We start from the raw sequence: 17,230 nt of genomic DNA on the forward strand, positions 1-17,230 counted from the left end.
GACCGGAACGGTCCCAGCACCTTCGATAACTTGTCAAGTCTTGCGATATGGGCCCAAAACGCGTCATAAAGGGGATGAATTTGGCTTCTTCGAAGGTGTTGACAAGGTTTCGAAAGAGACCATTATGGTCTCCAACATCCCGCCCGCACCGGCTCGTCCCGGTGGTCCCAGGAGGTCTGGAGATGCCGCGACGATGACGACCGCGACCCTCACGAAAACGGAGACCGTCGGCGGTGCCCCGCCCCGCCGCAGACGCGGGGACGGCAGGGTGGCGCTGGTCTTCCTGGCGCCCGTGCTCATCGGGTTCGCCGCCTTCTATGTCTATCCGGCCGTACGCGGAGCCTGGTACTCGCTGACGGACTGGAACCTGCTGTCCGAGCCCGGGTTCGTCGGCCTGGACAACTACGCCGAGCTCGTCCGCGACCCGCTGTTCTGGAACTCGCTGAAGGTCACCGCCTACTACGTGGTGCTCACCGTCGGGATGCAGATCGTCCTGGGCCTGGGCCTTGCCGCCCTGATGCACCGCCTCACCCGGTCGCTCGTGCTCCGTTCGCTGCTGGTCGTGCCCTGGCTGGTGCCGAACGTGACCTCGGCCCTGCTGTGGATGTGGCTGCTCGACGCCAACATCGGCTTCCTCAACCACCTGCTGGTCAGCCTCGGCCTGGACAACCAGGGCTTCCTGACCTCGCCCGAGCTGGCGATGCCGAGCGTGGCGGTGATCAACGCCTGGGGCGCCACGGGATACACCACGCTGCTGCTGTACGCCGGGATGCTGCTGGTGCCGCAGCAGATCTACGAGGCGGCGGCGCTCGACGGCACCGGCGAGGTGCGCCAGTTCTTCCGCATCACGCTGCCGCTGCTCCGTCCCATCCTGGCGTTCGTCCTGGTGGTCTCGCTGATCGACTCGTTCCAGCTGTTCGACACCGTCGCGGTGACCACGAAGGGAGGACCGGTGGACGCCACCCGCGTCGTCTACTTCTACATCTACGAGGAGGCGTTCACCCACTTCAAGATGGGGTACGCCTCGGCGCTGGCGCTGAGCCTGGTGCTCATCCTCGGCCTGCTGACCTTCGTCCAGATGCGCCTCCTGCGCGCCTCCCGATCGGACCTCGCATGAGCGAGCGAAGCGAGCGAATCGGTGAACACATGCGGCTCCGAGCCGCCGGGCGAGGAGATGGCATGAGTGCGCCGGTGAGCGTGGGCCGCCGGCGGCTGCGCCGCCTGCCGGCCTGGATCTGCCTGATCCTCGCCCTCGGGATCTCGCTCTTCCCGCTGTACTGGATGCTGCGGACCGCGATCACGCCCGGCCCGGAACTGCCGTTGGACAACGCCGGGCTGCTGCCCCGGCACCCCACGCTGATCAACTTCGAGCGCGTGCTCGGCCTGGTGAGCCGGGACGAGGCCCGCGCGGCCGGCGGGTCGGGGGCGAACCTGAGCTTCTTCCTCTACCTGCGCAACTCCGTCGTCTACACCGGCCTCATCACCTGCGCGCAGACGCTCTTCTGCGCCATGGCCGGATACGCGTTCGCGCGGCTGCGCTTCCGCGGCAGGGACGCCCTGTTCAACGTGTTCGTCGCCGCGCTGATGGTGCCCCCGATCTTCACGCTGCTGCCCAACTTCGCCCTGGTGAAGCAGCTCGGGTGGCTCAACACCTACCAGGGCCTGGTCGCCCCGAGCCTGCTCATGACGCCGTTCGCGGTGTTCTTCCTGCGCCAGTTCTTCCTCGGCATCCCCAGGGACGTCGAGCAGGCGGCGTTCATCGACGGAGCCGGGCCGTGGACCGTCTTCTGGCGGGTGGTGCTGCCCATGACCAAGGGACCGCTGTTCACCCTGGCGCTGACGACCGCGGTGTGGACCTGGAACGACTACCTGTGGCCGCTGCTCGTGGCGCCGGGCGAGGACACCCGCGTGCTCACCGCCGCCCTCGGCATCTTCCTCAAGCAGTCGCCCAACACCTCGCCCGACTGGACCGGCCTGATGGCGGGCTCCGCCCTGTCGGTCGTCCCCGTCCTGCTGCTGGTGGTCTTCTTCGGCCGCCGCCTCGTGGACTCCATCCAGTTCTCCGGCATGAAGGGTTAACGGTGAAGAAGGCATTCATGGCGGTGACCGCCCTGCTCCTGACGGCGGCCTGCGGCGGGGGCGGCGGCTCGGCGGACGCCGGCGGCGTCACGCTGACGTACGGCCTGTGGGACGACGTCCAGCAGGGCGCCTACCAGCAGTGCGCCGACGCGTTCCACAAGGCCAACCCGGACATCACCATCAAGATCTCGCAGAGCGCGTGGGACCAGTACTGGCAGAACCTCACGACCCAGATGGTCTCCGGCGGCGCCCCCGACGTGATCACGATGCAGGCGTCGTACTATCCCCAGTTCGTCGCGAACGGCCAGCTCCTGGACATCCAGCCGATGGTGACGGCCGACAAGATCGACCTGAGCCAGTACTGGCCCGGCCTGGCCGACCTCTGGGTGAAGGACGGCAAGCGGTACGGCCTGCCCAAGGACTGGGACACGATCGCGATCGTCTACAACGTGGACATGGCGAAGAAGGCGGGCGTGGACATGTCCGACCTGACGTGGAACCCCGCCGACGGCGGCACCTTCGAGAAGGCCATCGCCCGCCTGACCGTGGACGCGAACGGCAAGCGCGGCGACGAGCCCGGCTTCGACAAGACCAAGATCGCCGTGCACGGCATCGTGCCCGAGCTGAACGACGGCTCGCAGGGCCAGAACGGCTGGGGCGACCTGGCGGTCTCCAACGGCTTCTCCTTCATCGACAAGAACCCGTTCGGCACCCGCTACTTCTACGACAGCCCCAAGCTCGCCGAGACCGCGGACTGGTTCAGGAGCCTGGCCGACAAGGGCTACGCCACGCCGTACGACAAGACGACCTCGCTGGGCCCGGACACGATGCTGAACGCGGGCAAGGGCGCGCTCGGCATCACCGGCTCCTGGATGATCAGGAGCTACCTGGACTCGAAGTCGCAGAAGTTCGCCTTCGCGCCGCTGCCGACCGGGCCGCAGGGCCGCAAGTCCGCCTTCAACGGCCTCGCCGATGTCATCTACGCGGGCACCGAGCACAAGGACGCCGCCTGGAAGTGGGTGAAGTTCCTCGGCTCCACGGCCTGCCAGGACATCGTCGCCGACAACGCGGTGGTCTTCCCGGCCATCACCTCCTCGGTCGAGCGGGCGCTCAAGGCCCACAAGGCGGCCGGCCGCGACGTGCAGCTGTTCGTCGACGAGGCCAAGGCGCCCGGCGGGACGTTCCTGCTGCCGGTGAGCGACCACGGCGACGAGATCAACCAGATCGTCTCCACCGCGATGGAGGAGGTCTGGCTCGGCCAGAAGGACGCGCGCACCGCGCTGACCGCGGCCAACCAGAAGGTCAACGCCCTGTTCTCCGGCGGCTGATCGCGCCCCGAGAGTCCCGGAGAGGGAGAGGAGGTTCCCTTCCCCGTGCTGGCGTGCGCCCTGCCGATTCGCCTGGGCCACGCCACTCCACACCGTCGAGAGCATCCCCCGGGGGCGGGGCGGTGTGGAGAGTGCGGAACAGCACGCATGCGCCCCGCCGATCTCACTGCGAGGAAGAACATGCGCATTCTCCGATACCTGGTGGCGATGCTCGCCGCCTCCACGGCGTTCCTCGGCGCGCTCTTCGGCGCCCAGGCCGCCGCGAACGCGGCGGCGGCCCTGCCGAGCCCCGTCTCGTGCGCCGGCTGCTGGCACCCCGCGCTGAACACGAGCTGGCAGTGGCAGCTCAGCTCGGTGCCGGCGGAGCCGTTCCTGGACGTCGCGATGTACGACATCGACGGCTTCAACGCCACGGCGGCGACCGTCCAGCGGCTGCACGCCACCAAGACCGGCCGCAAGGTCGTCTGCTACATCAGCGCCGGGTCGTACGAGGACTGGCGGCCCGACGCCGGTGCCTTCCCCGCCTCCGTGCTCGGCAAGGCCCTCGACGGCTGGGCGGGCGAGCGCTGGCTCGACATCCGGCAGTACGGCGGCACGCTCGGCCAGATCATGCGGGCGCGGCTGGACATGTGCAAGTCCAAGGGCTTCGACGCCGTGGAGTTCGACAACGTCGACGGCTACACGAACAAGACCGGGTTCCCGCTCACCGCGGACGATCAGCTCCGCTACAACGCCTGGCTCGCGAACGAGGCCCACACCCGCGGGCTGTCGGCCGGCCTGAAGAACGACAACGAGCAGATCCCCCAGCTCCTGCCGTACTTCGACTGGGCGCTGAACGAGCAGTGCTGGGAGTTCAGCGAGTGCACCACCGCGCAGAACGGCGACTACGGCCTCGACCAGTTCGTGAAGGCGGGCAAGGCCGTCTTCAACGTGGAGTACGACCTCGCCACCTCGAAGTTCTGCACCAAGGCCAACGCGCAGAACTTCAACTCCCTGAAGAAGCGCCTCGAACTCGACGCCTACCGCGTCGCCTGCCGCTGATCGCCCGCTGAGCCACGTTGAGGACGCCGGGCCCCGCTAGGGTCCGGCGTCCTCGTCGTCCACCGAGGCAGGGCGCTCAGACGACGGATCCGGTGGCGCCGTCGGTGAGCTCCCTGAGGATGTCCGCGTGCCCGGCGTGCCGCGCGGTCTCCTCGATCATGTGAACGTAGATCCAGCGCAACGAGATCGAGTCGACCTGCTCGTGCGGCACCTCGTGGTCGAGCGGGAACCGTGCGGCGATGCGCCGCGAGCCGGCGCAGGCCTGCTCGTACGCCGCGATCAGGGCCTCGATGGTGTCGTCGTCGCCGACCGCGAAGCTCCTGTCGGCGTCCTTCTCCGAAGGAGGCGCCATGGCCGGGTCCTGGGCCAGCACCCGCCAGAACCAGTTCCGCTCCACCACGGTCAGGTGCCTGACCAGCCCGGCCAGCGTCGTCGCCGACGGCACGTGACGCCGGCGTACGTCCTGCTCGGACAGCCCCTGGGCCTTGCGGACGACCATCGCGCGGAGGAAGTCGAGGAACGCCTCCAGGACCTGCCGTTCGTCGCCCGTGGCGGCCCGCACCACCGCCAGTGCGGGTTCGGTCGAAGGAAGAGTGGCCATGCCCGGACCGTACGGAGCGCGCCGAGCCCCCGGCAAGAACCCCCGCCCACGCTGTCAGCGAACCCGCGTGCGGATCCTCTGCTCGGATGCGCCCGGGTCAGCCGGAGGAGTCGTCGAAGTGCAGCTCTGAGGTGATGCGGTAGCGGTCGCCGCGGTAGATGGACCGGGTGAACTCCACGACCCGGCCGCCGGCCTCGCGGGCCGTGCGTTCGATGAGCAGGGCCGGGGCGTGCTGGGGGACGCCGAGCAGTTCGGCCTCGGTCTCGTCGGTGACGGTCGGCTCGATGCTCTGGGTGGCGCGGCGGACGTCGATGCCGAACCTCGTGCGCAGGAACCGGTAGAACGAGCCGGACACCATGTCGTCGGGCCGCAGGGACTCGACCAGGCGCTGCGGCAGGTGGATGCGCTCGATCGCCATCGGCTCGTCGTCCACCAGGCGGAGCCGTACGACGCGCAGGACCGGGTCGGCGGGGGAGACCTGCAGGCGGTGCGCGAGCCGGGCGGTGGCCGGGGCCGAGTCGAACTCCAGGATGCGGCTGAGCCAGTTGCCCTCGGCGGCGGGGGCGTGGAAGGAGTCGTCGCCGGCCGCGAGGGGCTGGGTGACCTTCCGGCGCCCGGTGAACGTCCCCCGCCCGTGCTCCCGCACGAGCATGCCCTGCCGTACGAGCCCGTCGATCGCCGCGCGGAGGGTCGGGCGGGAGACGCCGAGCTCCCGGGACAGGTCGCGTTCCGAGGGGATGGCGGTGCCGGGCTCCTTGTCGGCGATCAGGTCGAGCAGGACGTCTCTGACTCGGTCGCGCTTGAGGCCCACTGGAAGTCTCTGCACGTCCCCGACCTTACCAGTAGTTGACCACTCCTCCCCTCATCGTGCCTGCGAATATCCGAAATTTCGCCTCTTGACAGCCCGACTGGTTAAGACCACTCTCCTCTCAACGGTTTACCAATAACTGACCACTGGGAGGGCCGATGAGGTACCGCCTCCTCGCCGCGGCGGCCGTGTTCACCCTCGCGCTCGCCGGTTGCGGTTCGGCGTCCGAGCCCGGGACATCCGAAAAGACCGGCACGACCACGCTGACCGTGTGGTTCATGCGCGACAGCCTGTCGGACGCGATCGTGAAGCGGTTCACGGACGACTTCCAGGGGTCGCATCCCGGGATCACTTTGAACGTCCAGATCCAGGAGTGGGACGGCATCGGGCAGAAGGTCACCAGCGCGCTGGCCAGCAAGGACGCGCCCGACGTCATCGAGGTCGGCAACACCCAGGTCGCCGAGTACGCCGCGAGCGGCGGGGTCGCGGACCTCACCGGCAAGGCCGCCGACCTGGGCGGCTCCGACTGGCTGCCCGGCCTGGCCGAGCCGGGGAAGATCGACGGCAGGCAGTACGGCATCCCCTGGTACGCCGCCAACCGGGTGGTCGTCTACAACAAGGACCTGTTCGCCAAGGCCGGCGTCACCACCCCGCCGAAGACCCGCGACGAGTGGATCGACGTCACCGCGAAGCTGAACAAGGGCGGCGTGCAGGGCATCTACCTGCCGGGCCAGAACTGGTACACGTTCGCCGGGTTCGTCTGGGACGAGGGCGGCGACCTCGCCGCCAAGGAGGGCGACCGCTGGAAGGGCGTGCTCGACACGCCGCAGGCGCTCGCCGGGATGGCGTTCTACCAGCGCCTCCAGGCGCTCGGCAAGGGGCCCAAAGACTCCGACGAGGCCAGGCCGCCGCAGGCCGACGTGTTCGGCAAGGGCGACGTCGCGCAGATCATCTCCGCTCCCGGCGGCGCGGTCGCGATCGAGAAGGCCAACCCGGACCTCAAGGGCAAGCTCGGCTTCTTCCCGATCCCCGGCAAGACGGCGGACAAACCGGGCGCCGTCTTCACCGGAGGGTCCGACCTGATCATCCCCGAGGCGTCCACTCACCCCGACGAGGCGTACGAGGTGGTCAAGGCCCTGGCCGGGGAGAAGTTCCAGCTCGACATGGCCAAGGAGATGAGCTACGTGCCCAACCGCACCTCGTACGCCGGGGTGCTGAGCGGCGACGAGGCCACCGCGGCGATGGCGGCGGGGGCCGCGGTGGGGCACGCCACGCCCAACTCGCCCAACTGGGCGGCCGTGGAGGCCAGGAACGTCATCAAGGAGTACATGACCAAGGTGCTCACCGGCGGCGACGCGGCCACCGAGGCGAAGGCCGCCTCCGACGTGATCACCGCCATCCTCAACACCAAGTCCTGACATGGCGCGCACCCTCGCCCGTACGGCCCGTCCCGCCCTCACGATCGAGGCGAGAACCCACAGGAAAGGCGCGCTCTGGCCCTACCTGCTGGTGGCGCCGGCCCTGGCCGGGTTCGCGTGCCTGCTCGTCTACCCGCTGGCCCGCAGCGTCGTGATCTCCTTCCAGCACTTCCGGCTGGGCGAGCTGATCAGGGGCGGAGCGGACTTCGCCGGGCTGGCCAACTACGCCGAGGCCCTCGGCGGGCCGGAGTTCTGGGCCGTCGTGCGGCGGACCTTCCTGTGGACCGCCGCCAACGTCGTGCTGATCATGGTGATCTCCACGGCCGTGGCGCTGATGCTGCCGCACCTCGGGCGGCGGATGCGGCTGGCGGTCATGAGCGGGATGGTGCTCACCTGGGCCACGCCGGTGCTCGCCGCGACCACGATCTTCCAGTGGCTCTTCCAGTCACGGCTGGGAGTGGTCAACTGGCTGCTGGTCCGCCTCGGCTTCGAGTCCTTCCGCGACTACACGTGGTTCGCCGACGGCGGGGCGACGTTCGCGATCCTGGTCGCGCTGGTCGTCTGGCAGTCGGTGCCGTTCGCGGCGCTCACCCTCTACGCGGGGCTCACGACCATCCCCGGCGAGCTGTACGAGGCGGCCAGGATCGACGGGGCCGGGCCGTGGCAGGTCTTCGGCCGGGTCACGTTCCCCATCCTGCGCCCGCTGTTCGGCCTGATCACGTCGCTGGAGGTCATCTGGGTCTTCACCTGCTTCGCGCAGATCTGGGCGATCAGCAAGGGCGGCCCCGGCGGCGCCACCGCCACGCTGCCGGTCTACGCGTTCCAGATCGCGCAGTCGCTGCACCGGTACGACCTGGGGTCGGCCGTCTCGACGCTCACCGTGCTGATGCTGCTCGCGGTGCTGGGCGTCCACCTGCGCCGCATGTTCCGGGAGGAGGCAGCGTGAAGAGGGTCACGCTGAATCTGGCCGCGTTGGGCGTGCTGGCGGTGTCGGTGTTCCCCGTCTACTGGATGGTGATCACCGCGTTCAAGCCGACGGTGGACATCCTCACCGAGACCCCGGCGTTCTGGCCCGCCCGGCCGACCCTCGACCACTTCGCCACGGCCGTACGGGCCGCCGGGTTCTGGACGTTCTGGCGCAACAGCCTGGCCGTCACTCTCAGCGCGGTCCTGCTCGCGCTGGTCGTGGCGCTGCCGGCCGCCTTCGCCGTGGCCCGGCTGCGCTGGTCGGGGCGGCGCGGGTTCATCCTGATGGTCTTCGTCGCCCAGACCGCTCCCTGGTCGGCGCTGCTGGTGCCGGTCTACATCATCGCCCGCGACGCGGACATGCTCGACCGGCTGCCGACGCTGACGCTCGTGTACTTCGTCACGACGCTGCCGTTCACGATCGTGACGCTGCGCGGCTTCATCGCGGCGGTTCCGCCGGAGCTGGAGGAGGCCGCGCTGATGGACGGGTGCGGCCGGGCGGAGGCGTTTCGCCGGGTGGTGCTGCCGCTGCTCGCGCCCGGCCTGATGTCCACGTCGCTGTTCGGCTTCATCACGGCCTGGAACGAGTTCGCCTTCGCCAACGCCCTCATGATCAAGGACCAGGGCGACCGTACGCTGCCGATCTGGCTGTCCGGGTTCAGCAACGTCTTCGGCACCGACTGGGGCGCCACCATGGCCGCCGCCACGCTGTTCATGCTTCCCGTCCTGCTCGTCTTCCTCGTGCTCCAGCGCCGCGTGTCCTCCGGGATGATCGCGGGCGCGGTGAAGGGATGACCCACATGATGATTCCGCGGCCCCGCGAGGTGGCCGTGCTCGGGGGAACCGTCACGCTCCACGACGGCCTCGTACGGCACGCGCCCGGCGATCCCCTGCTGGGGGAGGAGGGGTATCGGATCGACGTCACCCCCGACGGCGCGGAACTCGCCGCGGGAGGACCCGCGGGGCGCTTCTACGGCCTGCGCACCCTGGCGGCGCTCGGTCCCGAGGCGCCGCTGTGCCGGATCGTCGACCGGCCCGCGCACTCCTGGCGCGGGGTGATGCTCGACGTCGCCCGGCACTTCATGCCGAAGGACTTCGTGCTGCGGCTGATCGACCTGCTCGCGGTCCACCGGCTCAACCGGCTGCACCTGCACCTGACCGACGACCAGGGCTGGCGGCTGCAGATCAAGCGCTATCCCCGGCTCACCGAGGTGAGCGGGGAGCACTACACGCAGGAGGACATCCGGGAGATCGTGTCCTACGCCGCCGACCGGTTCGTCACGATCGTGCCCGAGATCGAGATGCCGGGACACGCCCAGGCGGCCATCGCCGCCTATCCCTGGCTCGGCAACCATCCGTCGCGCCTCCTGCCGGTCTGGGACTCGTGGGGGGTCAGCCCGCACGTGTTCAACCTGGAGGAGGCGACGATCGGCTTCTGCCGGGACGTGCTCGACGAGGTCATGGACCTGTTCCCGGGGGAGTACGTCCACCTCGGCGGCGACGAGTGCCCGTCGCAGGAGTGGGAGCGCAGCGAGGCGGCGCTGCGGCGGGTCGCCGAGCTCGGGTTGCCGGGCCCGGAGGCGGCGCGGGCGTGGTTCACCGCCACCGTCGGCGCGTACGTGACCTCCCGGGGCCGTCGCCCGATCCACTGGTACGACGGGCCCGGAGGCGCTCCCGATGTGACGGCGATGACGTGGCTCGACCACGAGAGCGGCCGGCGGGCGGCGATCGAGGGGTTCGACGTCGTGCTGGCCCCGCACACCAGCACCTATTTCGACTATCCCGCCGACGCGCCGGGGCCGCACGGACGGATGCTCTCCCTCGCCGACGTCTACGGGTTCACGCCGCCCCCGGCCCCGGAGGGCGCCACCGGCCGGATCCTCGGCGTGCAGTGCCAGCTCTGGACCGAGTACATGCCCACGCCCGAGCACGTCGAGGCGATGGCCTTCCCCCGGCTGTGCGCCTTCGCCGAGGTGGCGTGGGGCACGGCGGGGGACTACCGCGATTTCCTCCACAGGCTCACCCCCCACCTGGAGTCCCTGGGCGTCCGGCCGGGGCCGGTCATCCCCTGAACTCCGCAACCACCCCCCACGAAAGGAAGACTGCGGTGTTACGGAAGCTCTTGTGGGGCGGCCTCGCGGCCGTCCTGCTGGCCGCGCTCGCGGTGGCCCTGCCCGCGCAGGCGGCCCAGTCGCTGCGCCTGCGCTACAAGACCAGCGCCACCGGCGCCACCGCCGATCAGGTGGAGCCGTGGTTCGACCTGGTCAACAGCGGGACCACGGCGGTGCCGCTGAACACCGTGAAGATCCGCTACTACTTCACCGCCGACTCGCCGGCGCAGCAGTACCGCTTCGCCTGCTCGTGGGCGGTCGTCTCCTGCTCGACCATCACCGGCGCCTTCCAGACGATCTCGCCCGGCACCGCCACGGCCGACCGCTACCTGGAGGTCGGCTTCACCTCCGGCAGCCTGGCGGCCGGCGCCTCGACCGGCGACATGCAACTGCGCTTCTACCGGTCCGACTGGCAGACCATCAGGCAGAGCGACGACTACTCCTTCGGCCCCGCCCGGACGACGTACGGCGACTGGGACAAGGTCGCCGTCTACCAGGGCGGCACGCTGGTGTGGGGCGTCCCGCCCGCGGGCGTGACCGATCCCTCGCCGTCCCCGTCGCCCTCCACCTCGCCGTCGCCGGGTGGGCCGGGCGGCGGCAGCGGGGTCGTCTTCGACGACTTCGCCTACGCCTCCTCGTCGGACCCGCAAATCGCGGCGCACAACTGGACCGTGCGGACCAACAGCGGCGGCCCCGGCGTCCCCGGTGCGAGCTGGCCGGCGTCCAACGTCAGCTTCCCCGTCGTCAGCGGGAGCAACAAGGCCATGCAACTGCGGGCGGCCACCGACGGCACCGCCGGGGGCACCTCGCAGGCCGAGTTCCTGCACCAGCGCAAGTTCTTCGAGGGCACGTACGCCGCGCGGATCAAGTTCTCCGACGCCCCCGACAGCGGCCCGGACGGCGACAACATCGTGGAGACGTTCTTCACCATCACGCCCCTGGCGTACGACCTCGACCCGGACTACAGCGAACAGGACTTCGAGTACCTGCCGAACGGCGGCTGGGGCGCGCAGGGCCCGATCATGTACACGACCACCTGGGAGACCTACCGCAACGAGCCCTGGCTCGCGGTCAACACGCACACCGAGCGGACGGCGAGCTACGCCGGCTGGCACGACCTCGTGCTCCAGGTCTCCGGAGGGACCGTCCGTTACTACATCGACGGCACGCTGTTCGCCGAGCACGGCGGCGACTACTACCCGGAGACGCCGCAGTCGGTGAACTTCAACCTCTGGTTCATCGGCGGCGGGCTGCTGGGCAGCGCCACCCCGCGCGCCTACACCCAGCAGGTCGACTGGTTCTACTTCAGCAAGAACGAGGTCGTGGCTCCGGCCGACATCACCTCCAGGGTGAACGCGTTCCGGAGCGCCGGCACCACGTGGAAGGACACCGTGCCGATGCCGTAGCTCTGTAGCCGTTCCGGCCCGGGTCCCGGCGGGGCCCGGGCCTTTTTCAGTCCAGCAGGTCGGGGTCGGAGGCGAGGATCTGGTCCAGCAGGGGCTGGAAGTTGATCCAGCCGACGAAGTCGTTGCCGATCTGGCCGTGGGTGAGCTTGGCGTTCTCGTGCGAGATGGGCACCGTCGGCCCGGCGGCCTTGGCCACGAGCTGCGCCTGGCAGCTGCGCTCCATCGTGATGAACCACCAGGCCGCCGCCTCCACGCTGTCGCCCACGGTCAGCAGCCCGTGGTTGCGCAGGATCACCGCCTTGTGCGAGCTCAGCGCCTGCGCGATGCGGTGGCCCTCCTCGGTCTCCACGACCACCCCGGTGTAGTCGTCGAACAGGGCGTGGTCCTCGTAGAACGCGCACGCGTCCTGTGTCAGCGGCTCAAGCAGCGTGCCGAGCGCCGAGAGGGCCTTGCCGTACACGGAGTGGGAGTGGGCGGCGGCGATCACGTCGGGCCTGGCCTGGTGGACCATCGAGTGGATGGCGAACGCCGCCTGGTTGACGTGGTAGCGGCCCTCCACCACCTGGCCCTCGTGGTTGACCAGGATCAGGTCGCTGACCTTGATCTGCTTGAACGACATCCCGAACGGGTTCACCCAGAAGTGATCGGTGTGCTCCGGGTCCCGGGCCGTGATGTGGCCCGCCACTCCCTCCTCGAAGCCGAACCTCCCGAACAGGCGCAGCGCCGCCGCGAGCCGCTCCTTGCGGTGGCGCCGCTCCTCCTCGACGGTGTCGAACGTCGGCGGCAGCCGGAAGGCGAGCTGGTCGGCGGGCACGGGCTGCAGGTCGGACAGGCTCATCGCGGCTCCCAAGGCTCGTGAGGCGTACCCGTCCAGCCTGTCTCCGGCCCCCGTCTCCTGTCCATGCCGGACCGAATCCTTTTCGGTTTCCTCATGGCTTCGGTCCTGTCCAACAGGGCAGTGGAGTCTGACCGTATACGCGTAAGGTGCATGCAGCGTGAGAGACGGGAGGTACCAATGCGGCTGGAGGCCGTCTTCTTCGACGTCGGAGAGACCCTGGTGGACGAGACCCGCGAGTACGGCACCTGGGCCGACTGGCTGGGCGTCCCGCGGCACACCTTCTCCGCCGTGTTCGGCGCCGTGATCGCGCGCGGCGGCGACTACCGGGACACCTTCCAGCACTTCCGCCCCGGTTTCGACCTCCACACAGAGCGGGAGCGCCGGGCCAGGGAAGGCCAGGCCGAGACGTTCGGCGAGGAGAACCTCTACCCCGACGCCCGGCCGTGCCTGGCCGAGCTGCGGGAGATGGGGCTGCGCGTCGGCCTCGCCGGCAACCAGACCGCCCGCGCCGAGGGCATCCTGCGCGCCCTCGACCTGCCCGTGGACGTGATCGGCACCTCCGACGGCTGGGGTGTGGAGAAGCCGGACGTGTCCTTCTTCGACCGCGTGGTGGCGGAGGCCGGCTGCCCGGTGGAGTCCGTCCTCTATGTGGGCGACCGCCTCGACAACGACATCCGGCCCGCCCAGAAGGCAGGGCTGCGCACCGCGTTCGTACGGCGGGGTCCGTGGGGCCATATCCTCCGCGGTGAGGCGGCGGCCCGGGCGTGCCTGTTCCACGTCGACTCGCTCGACGAACTGCCCGCCCTGATCCGCAAGCACAACGGCGACTGATCGCTCGACCGGCCTCCTCTAGGGTGCTGGGGTGGCGGCTGAACTCTGCCGCCGCTGCCCCGGCAACCCGTACCTGCCTCGGGTGGCGCTCGCCGAGATTCTCGACGGCGGCCGCTCGCTCACCGTGCTGGAGTTCCTGGCCCCGGTCGAGCGGGAGGCGGCGGCGGAGGTGGCCCGCCTGCGCGAGTGGCGGTCCGCCGCCGCGCCGCGACACCTGCTGGACATCCCGTACATCGCCAGGGAGAGCTCCCCGGCGGAGATCGAGGCGCTGCGCGCGGCGTGGCGGGCGGGGGTCGCCGTCACATCGTGAGCTCGGGGTGTCTGGAACGGCCGAGGTCGGTCAGCCGTTCGTCCAGCGCCCGTGTGTCCGCCGCGGACGGCAGGACCTTCAGCACGCTGCGGACGCGGTCGTGCCCGATCGCGTACCACTGGTCCTCGAGCGCCTCGACCGCCTGCCTGAGGTGTTCGGCGGCCTGGTCGCCGTCGGTGGGGGCGTGGGCGGCGGCGAGGTCGGCGAGCAGCACCGAGCGCTGCTTGCCGCCGTTCGCGCCCAGGTCGTCGAGCGCCTTGCGCAACCGGCGGGTCGCCTCCTCGTGGTTGCCCGCCGTCAGCGCGCTGTAGCCGGCGAAGCCGTCGAGCCTGGCCCGCTCGAAGAAGTCCAGCCAGGGCGGGTCGTCGCCGCCGGCGTCCACCATCTGGTCGGCGCGGTCGATGTGGCGCATGCACTCCTTCGGCTCGCCGCAGCGGGCCGAGATCTCCGACGCCACGCAGTGGAGCCACGCCCTGGTCAGCGGGCCGACGCCGTGCCAGGCGTGCGCGAACGCCGCGTCGAGCAGGCCCAGCGCGTCCGTACGGTGGCCCTCGAACCCCGGCACGAACGCCGCGTGGGCGAGCACGGTGGCGGCGAGCGGATGGTCGCCGCACTCCCGGGTGGCCGACAGGGCCATCCGGTACAGTCGCGCCGCGGTGGGGCTGTCGTTCAGGTCGAAGAAGGCGACCCTGCCCGACAGCAGGGCCGAGCGCGCGGCCGCCTCGGCCAGCGTCTGCCGGACCGCTCCCTCCGGCGCCGCCCGCAGCAGGCTCATGCCGAGCCGGGTGTGCGCGACCGACGCCTGGAAGATGTCGTCCGGCGGCGAGGTCCAGTAGAGGGCGGCCTGCTTGTCGACGACCCGGGCGAACGCCTCGGCCGACTCGGCGTCGACCCCGCGCCCGCGTTCCACCGCCGCGGGAAGACGCTCGCCGCCCTCACCGAGGAGCGGAGCGAGCACGCCCGCGCTGAGGAGCCCCCGTAGGAACGTGGAGCGGTCGATGCCTTCTGCGACGATCATGCTCAGCAGCCTCCGTATCTCGTCCACCACCTCCGTGACCGGCCGCATGGCCATCTCGTCGGGGGTGAGCAGTCCCAGCTCGCTCGCGGGCTTGTCGAAAATCGTCACGAGATGCTTGCGGTAGCGCGGATCCGGCCACCGCTCGCCGGTCTCCCACCGCCGCACCGTGTTGGCCGTCAGGCCGGTGTCCTTCTCGTCGCACGACCGCATGGACGTACGGATGCGCTCGCACAGCTCCTCGTAGGACCACCCGAGCTGCAGGCGTTCCCACGCGAGCCTGCGGTTCGGCGGATGGCGGTGGTTGGCCGGCATGTCGCACCCCCCAGCACACTGTGTCAGCGTGACACGCTGACACTACGGGAGAATCTGTGTTCGCGTGGCTACTGGCTGTGATTGGACGTCCTCTGGCTGATACTCCAACCGCTTCAAAAGCGCTTAGCTTGGCCCACTTCCGCGAGCAGCCGTTGGAGATGGGTGACATGACCACGTTGGAGGACATCGCACGGGTCCATGCCGGCTGGATCATCTGGCGGTCGGACGTCGGCCGTTGGTGGGCGACCAGGCGTGGGTCGGTGGACCTCGACGCGATCCGCATGGGATGCGCGATGACGCTCGACGCCGACGACCCCGAGGCCCTCGCCGCCGCTCTGGTCGCCCAGGCCGAGCTGACCGCCGCGTTCGCCGCCGACCCCGCCACCACCGCGTGACGAGGACTGCCGACGCGGTCAGCGGCCGTGCCGGAGACGGTCCCTGATGTAGTCGACGACATGGACCGCGCAGGCGCCGTTATTGGCGCCTGCGCGATCGGTGACGGTGAACTCGGCCGGCGACGGGCACGACGACCCGCCCCAACTGCACCGGCGTTCGTGCCCCTTCATGCCCGGCCGGTAGTCGCCCGCTTCCCAGAACTTGATCTGCAACAGGTCCATCAGTCCGGCCCTCCGCTGTTCAGGCGAGAAGATCGGGCCGAAGGACCTCCGCCTGGAGGATGCGCTCGATCTCCTTCTCGTCCGCATTGTGTCCCGTCTGCCGCCGAAGTTCCTTCCGTACGGCGTCGAGGATCACCGGCGTGAGAAGAACTCGGACGAGGGACTTCGGGGCCGTCGCCGCGCGGGCCTTCCACAGGTCGTCTATCAGGCGGCGCTTGAACGCCTGCCCTCGTTCACCGCGTACATCTGCACCTGCCGCAGGTGACCAGCAGGTGAGTGTCGCCCTCGTTGGCGTCTCCGAAGGTGATCGACGGGTGCGCCCCTGGTCCCGGCTCTCCGGCGCGTGAGCCCGAGGCGTTGTGCCTCGTCGGGCGGCGCCCCCGGCCTGTGCCGGCCTCCCGGAGGGCTTCCCCGCTCGGATGCGTCTCGCTATAGTGCGAATTGCAATAAGGCAATGAGGGAGTCATGGCGCGAGGACGGGCGGACAGGGACCTGGTCGGGCTCACGGTGCTCGCCCTGCTGTCCGTACGGCCCGCGCACCCCTATGAGCTGCACCGGTTCGTCATCGACACGCACAAGGACTACATCGGCGGGCTGCCGCGCAGCCTCTACCACGCGGTCGACCGGCTGGCCCGCGAGGAGCTCATCGCCCCCGTGGAGACCAGCAGGGAGGGCCGCCGGCCGGAGCGTACGGTCTACCGGGTGACAGAGGAGGGGCGGGCCGAGCTGAGCACCCGACTCCGTCGCCTGCTGGAACAGCCGGACAGCGACACCAAGGTCTTCCTGGCCGCGGTGTCGCTGATGGGATGCCTTCCTGTCCCCGAGGCGGAGCGGGCGCTGAGCACCCGCGCCGCCACGTTGGAGGGCGCGATCGTCTCCGCCGACGCGCACATCTCGGCGCTCACCGGCTCCGGCCTGCCGCGCGTGCTGGTCCTCGAAGTGGAGTACGACCGGGCGATGAAGGCCGCCGAGCTGGAGTGGGTCCGCGCGACCCTCGCCGAGATCAGGTCCGGCCAGGTCTCCTGGAGCGCCGATTCGAACACCGGACAGCTCGACCGACAGTGACGCGCCGGCCGGATGCGCCAACATCCGGCCGGCGCCGGACCCGACCACCGCGAAGCCGGCCTGCTCCTGCGCGTACGGCCGGGGCCGGTGGGGCGTGGCAACTGCTTCGCGCTGGCGGAGCACGGCGGAACGCTCACGGGCGGGCCGGGCCGGTTCGTGCTCGCCGCGCCCGGCCACACGATGACGGTCGAGGTGGGTCCGGACCTGCTGGCCGCGCAGGGCGGCTGGTGGTGGCGCGGCGAGTACCGCCTCGCGCCCGATCCGGCCGGCACGCTGCTGGTCCACCAGGTCCGCAACGTGGCCGAGAGCCTGCGCTGGGGAGTGCCGCTGGCCAACGGGTTCTTCCGGCAGCTCAGGCCACGGACACGCGACGGCCTCGCCGTACTGCTCGACCGGGTGGGCGCCGAGCTGGGCTGCCCGGTCCGCCTGCTCGACGGCCACTGATGAGGCCCCCGGATCGGCCCGGCGGGGCCGGTCCGGG

Annotated in this window: 20 protein-coding genes; 15 read left to right on the forward strand and 5 right to left on the reverse strand. The window is 70.2% G+C overall.

The features are described from left to right. The first annotated feature begins 193 nt into the window (after positions 1 to 193). The 4 genes from ACQEVJ_RS07695 (at position 194) to ACQEVJ_RS07710 (ending at position 4,448) form a co-directional block, all read left to right on the forward strand. Entirely contained in the window at positions 194 to 1,117 is a 924-nt protein-coding gene (locus tag ACQEVJ_RS07695; protein WP_433098588.1) for a carbohydrate ABC transporter permease, read from the forward strand. 62 nt (positions 1,118 to 1,179) lie between these two features. Then, positions 1,180 to 2,079: a carbohydrate ABC transporter permease gene (locus ACQEVJ_RS07700; protein WP_433098590.1), complete on the forward strand. Its 900-nt coding sequence runs from the start codon at positions 1,180 to 1,182 to the stop codon at positions 2,077 to 2,079. 2 nt (positions 2,080 to 2,081) lie between these two features. Next, positions 2,082 to 3,407, forward strand: coding sequence for an ABC transporter substrate-binding protein (locus ACQEVJ_RS07705; RefSeq protein WP_433098592.1), 1,326 nt, complete (start codon positions 2,082 to 2,084; stop codon positions 3,405 to 3,407). Between the two features lie 180 nt (positions 3,408 to 3,587). Continuing rightward, the gene (locus ACQEVJ_RS07710) at positions 3,588 to 4,448 is read left to right on the forward strand and encodes an endo alpha-1,4 polygalactosaminidase (protein WP_433098594.1); all 861 of its coding nucleotides are present in this window, start codon (positions 3,588 to 3,590) and stop codon (positions 4,446 to 4,448) included. Positions 4,449 to 4,524: 76 nt separating this feature from the next. Here the strand turns inward: ACQEVJ_RS07710 and ACQEVJ_RS07715 are convergent, their stop codons facing one another. Together ACQEVJ_RS07715 and ACQEVJ_RS07720 are read right to left on the reverse strand one after the other, a co-directional pair. Further along, positions 4,525 to 5,049, reverse strand: a complete 525-nt coding sequence (locus ACQEVJ_RS07715) for a DinB family protein (RefSeq protein ID WP_433098596.1) — start codon at positions 5,047 to 5,049, stop codon at positions 4,525 to 4,527. A 97-nt stretch (positions 5,050 to 5,146) separates the two neighbouring features. Further along, positions 5,147 to 5,875 (reverse strand): GntR family transcriptional regulator, encoded by a 729-nt coding sequence (locus ACQEVJ_RS07720; RefSeq protein ID WP_433098598.1) that lies wholly within the window; start codon positions 5,873 to 5,875, stop codon positions 5,147 to 5,149. Between the two features lie 140 nt (positions 5,876 to 6,015). Here ACQEVJ_RS07720 and ACQEVJ_RS07725 point away from each other — a divergent pair, with 140 nt between their 5' ends. The 5 genes from ACQEVJ_RS07725 to ACQEVJ_RS07745 are packed head-to-tail and all read left to right on the forward strand — an operon-like array spanning position 6,016 to position 11,758. After that, positions 6,016 to 7,275 (forward strand): extracellular solute-binding protein, encoded by a 1,260-nt coding sequence (locus ACQEVJ_RS07725; protein WP_433098600.1) that lies wholly within the window; start codon positions 6,016 to 6,018, stop codon positions 7,273 to 7,275. Between the two features lies 1 nt (position 7,276). Next, positions 7,277 to 8,221, forward strand: a complete 945-nt coding sequence (locus ACQEVJ_RS07730) for a carbohydrate ABC transporter permease (RefSeq protein WP_433098602.1) — start codon at positions 7,277 to 7,279, stop codon at positions 8,219 to 8,221. Next, positions 8,218 to 9,036: a carbohydrate ABC transporter permease gene (locus ACQEVJ_RS07735; RefSeq protein ID WP_433098604.1), complete on the forward strand. Its 819-nt coding sequence runs from the start codon at positions 8,218 to 8,220 to the stop codon at positions 9,034 to 9,036. Before ACQEVJ_RS07730 ends, ACQEVJ_RS07735 begins: the two co-directional genes overlap by 4 nt. A gap of 5 nt (positions 9,037 to 9,041) precedes the next feature. Next, on the forward strand, positions 9,042 to 10,313 hold the full coding sequence (locus ACQEVJ_RS07740; RefSeq protein ID WP_433098607.1) for a beta-N-acetylhexosaminidase: 1,272 nt from the start codon (positions 9,042 to 9,044) through the stop codon (positions 10,311 to 10,313). Between the two features lie 35 nt (positions 10,314 to 10,348). Then, a complete protein-coding gene (locus tag ACQEVJ_RS07745; RefSeq protein ID WP_433098609.1) occupies positions 10,349 to 11,758 on the forward strand; it encodes a cellulose binding domain-containing protein in 1,410 nt (469 codons plus the stop codon). 46 nt (positions 11,759 to 11,804) lie between these two features. Here ACQEVJ_RS07745 and ACQEVJ_RS07750 read toward each other — a convergent pair whose 3' ends face one another. Beyond that, positions 11,805 to 12,596 (reverse strand): class II aldolase/adducin family protein, encoded by a 792-nt coding sequence (locus ACQEVJ_RS07750; RefSeq protein ID WP_433098611.1) that lies wholly within the window; start codon positions 12,594 to 12,596, stop codon positions 11,805 to 11,807. A 177-nt stretch (positions 12,597 to 12,773) separates the two neighbouring features. Between ACQEVJ_RS07750 and ACQEVJ_RS07755 the strand changes: the two genes are divergently transcribed. Together ACQEVJ_RS07755 and ACQEVJ_RS07760 are read left to right on the forward strand one after the other, a co-directional pair. Further along, entirely contained in the window at positions 12,774 to 13,427 is a 654-nt protein-coding gene (locus ACQEVJ_RS07755) for an HAD family hydrolase (RefSeq protein WP_433098613.1), read from the forward strand. Between the two features lie 31 nt (positions 13,428 to 13,458). Then, the gene (locus ACQEVJ_RS07760; protein ID WP_433098615.1) at positions 13,459 to 13,737 is read left to right on the forward strand and encodes a hypothetical protein; all 279 of its coding nucleotides are present in this window, start codon (positions 13,459 to 13,461) and stop codon (positions 13,735 to 13,737) included. On the opposite strand, the gene ACQEVJ_RS07765 is transcribed toward ACQEVJ_RS07760, so the two are convergent. Further along, positions 13,727 to 15,067 (reverse strand): helix-turn-helix domain-containing protein, encoded by a 1,341-nt coding sequence (locus ACQEVJ_RS07765; RefSeq protein ID WP_433098617.1) that lies wholly within the window; start codon positions 15,065 to 15,067, stop codon positions 13,727 to 13,729. The genes ACQEVJ_RS07760 and ACQEVJ_RS07765 overlap by 11 nt on opposite strands. Positions 15,068 to 15,234: 167 nt before the next feature. Here ACQEVJ_RS07765 and ACQEVJ_RS07770 point away from each other — a divergent pair, with 167 nt between their 5' ends. Continuing rightward, positions 15,235 to 15,462 (forward strand): hypothetical protein, encoded by a 228-nt coding sequence (locus ACQEVJ_RS07770; protein WP_433098619.1) that lies wholly within the window; start codon positions 15,235 to 15,237, stop codon positions 15,460 to 15,462. A gap of 18 nt (positions 15,463 to 15,480) precedes the next feature. Here the strand turns inward: ACQEVJ_RS07770 and ACQEVJ_RS07775 are convergent, their stop codons facing one another. Then, positions 15,481 to 15,684 (reverse strand): hypothetical protein, encoded by a 204-nt coding sequence (locus tag ACQEVJ_RS07775; protein WP_433098621.1) that lies wholly within the window; start codon positions 15,682 to 15,684, stop codon positions 15,481 to 15,483. Between the two features lie 88 nt (positions 15,685 to 15,772). Between ACQEVJ_RS07775 and ACQEVJ_RS07780 the strand changes: the two genes are divergently transcribed. The 3 genes from ACQEVJ_RS07780 (at position 15,773) to ACQEVJ_RS07790 (ending at position 17,193) form a co-directional block, all read left to right on the forward strand. Continuing rightward, positions 15,773 to 15,949, forward strand: coding sequence for a hypothetical protein (locus tag ACQEVJ_RS07780; protein ID WP_433098623.1), 177 nt, complete (start codon positions 15,773 to 15,775; stop codon positions 15,947 to 15,949). A 200-nt stretch (positions 15,950 to 16,149) separates the two neighbouring features. Further along, on the forward strand, positions 16,150 to 16,749 hold the full coding sequence (locus tag ACQEVJ_RS07785) for a PadR family transcriptional regulator (protein ID WP_433098625.1): 600 nt from the start codon (positions 16,150 to 16,152) through the stop codon (positions 16,747 to 16,749). A 12-nt stretch (positions 16,750 to 16,761) separates the two neighbouring features. Then, on the forward strand, positions 16,762 to 17,193 hold the full coding sequence (locus ACQEVJ_RS07790; protein ID WP_433098627.1) for a hypothetical protein: 432 nt from the start codon (positions 16,762 to 16,764) through the stop codon (positions 17,191 to 17,193). Positions 17,194 to 17,230 lie beyond the last annotated feature (37 nt).

The organism is Microbispora sp. CA-102843, from assembly GCF_050936215.1.
GTDB lineage: Bacteria > Actinomycetota > Actinomycetes > Streptosporangiales > Streptosporangiaceae > Microbispora.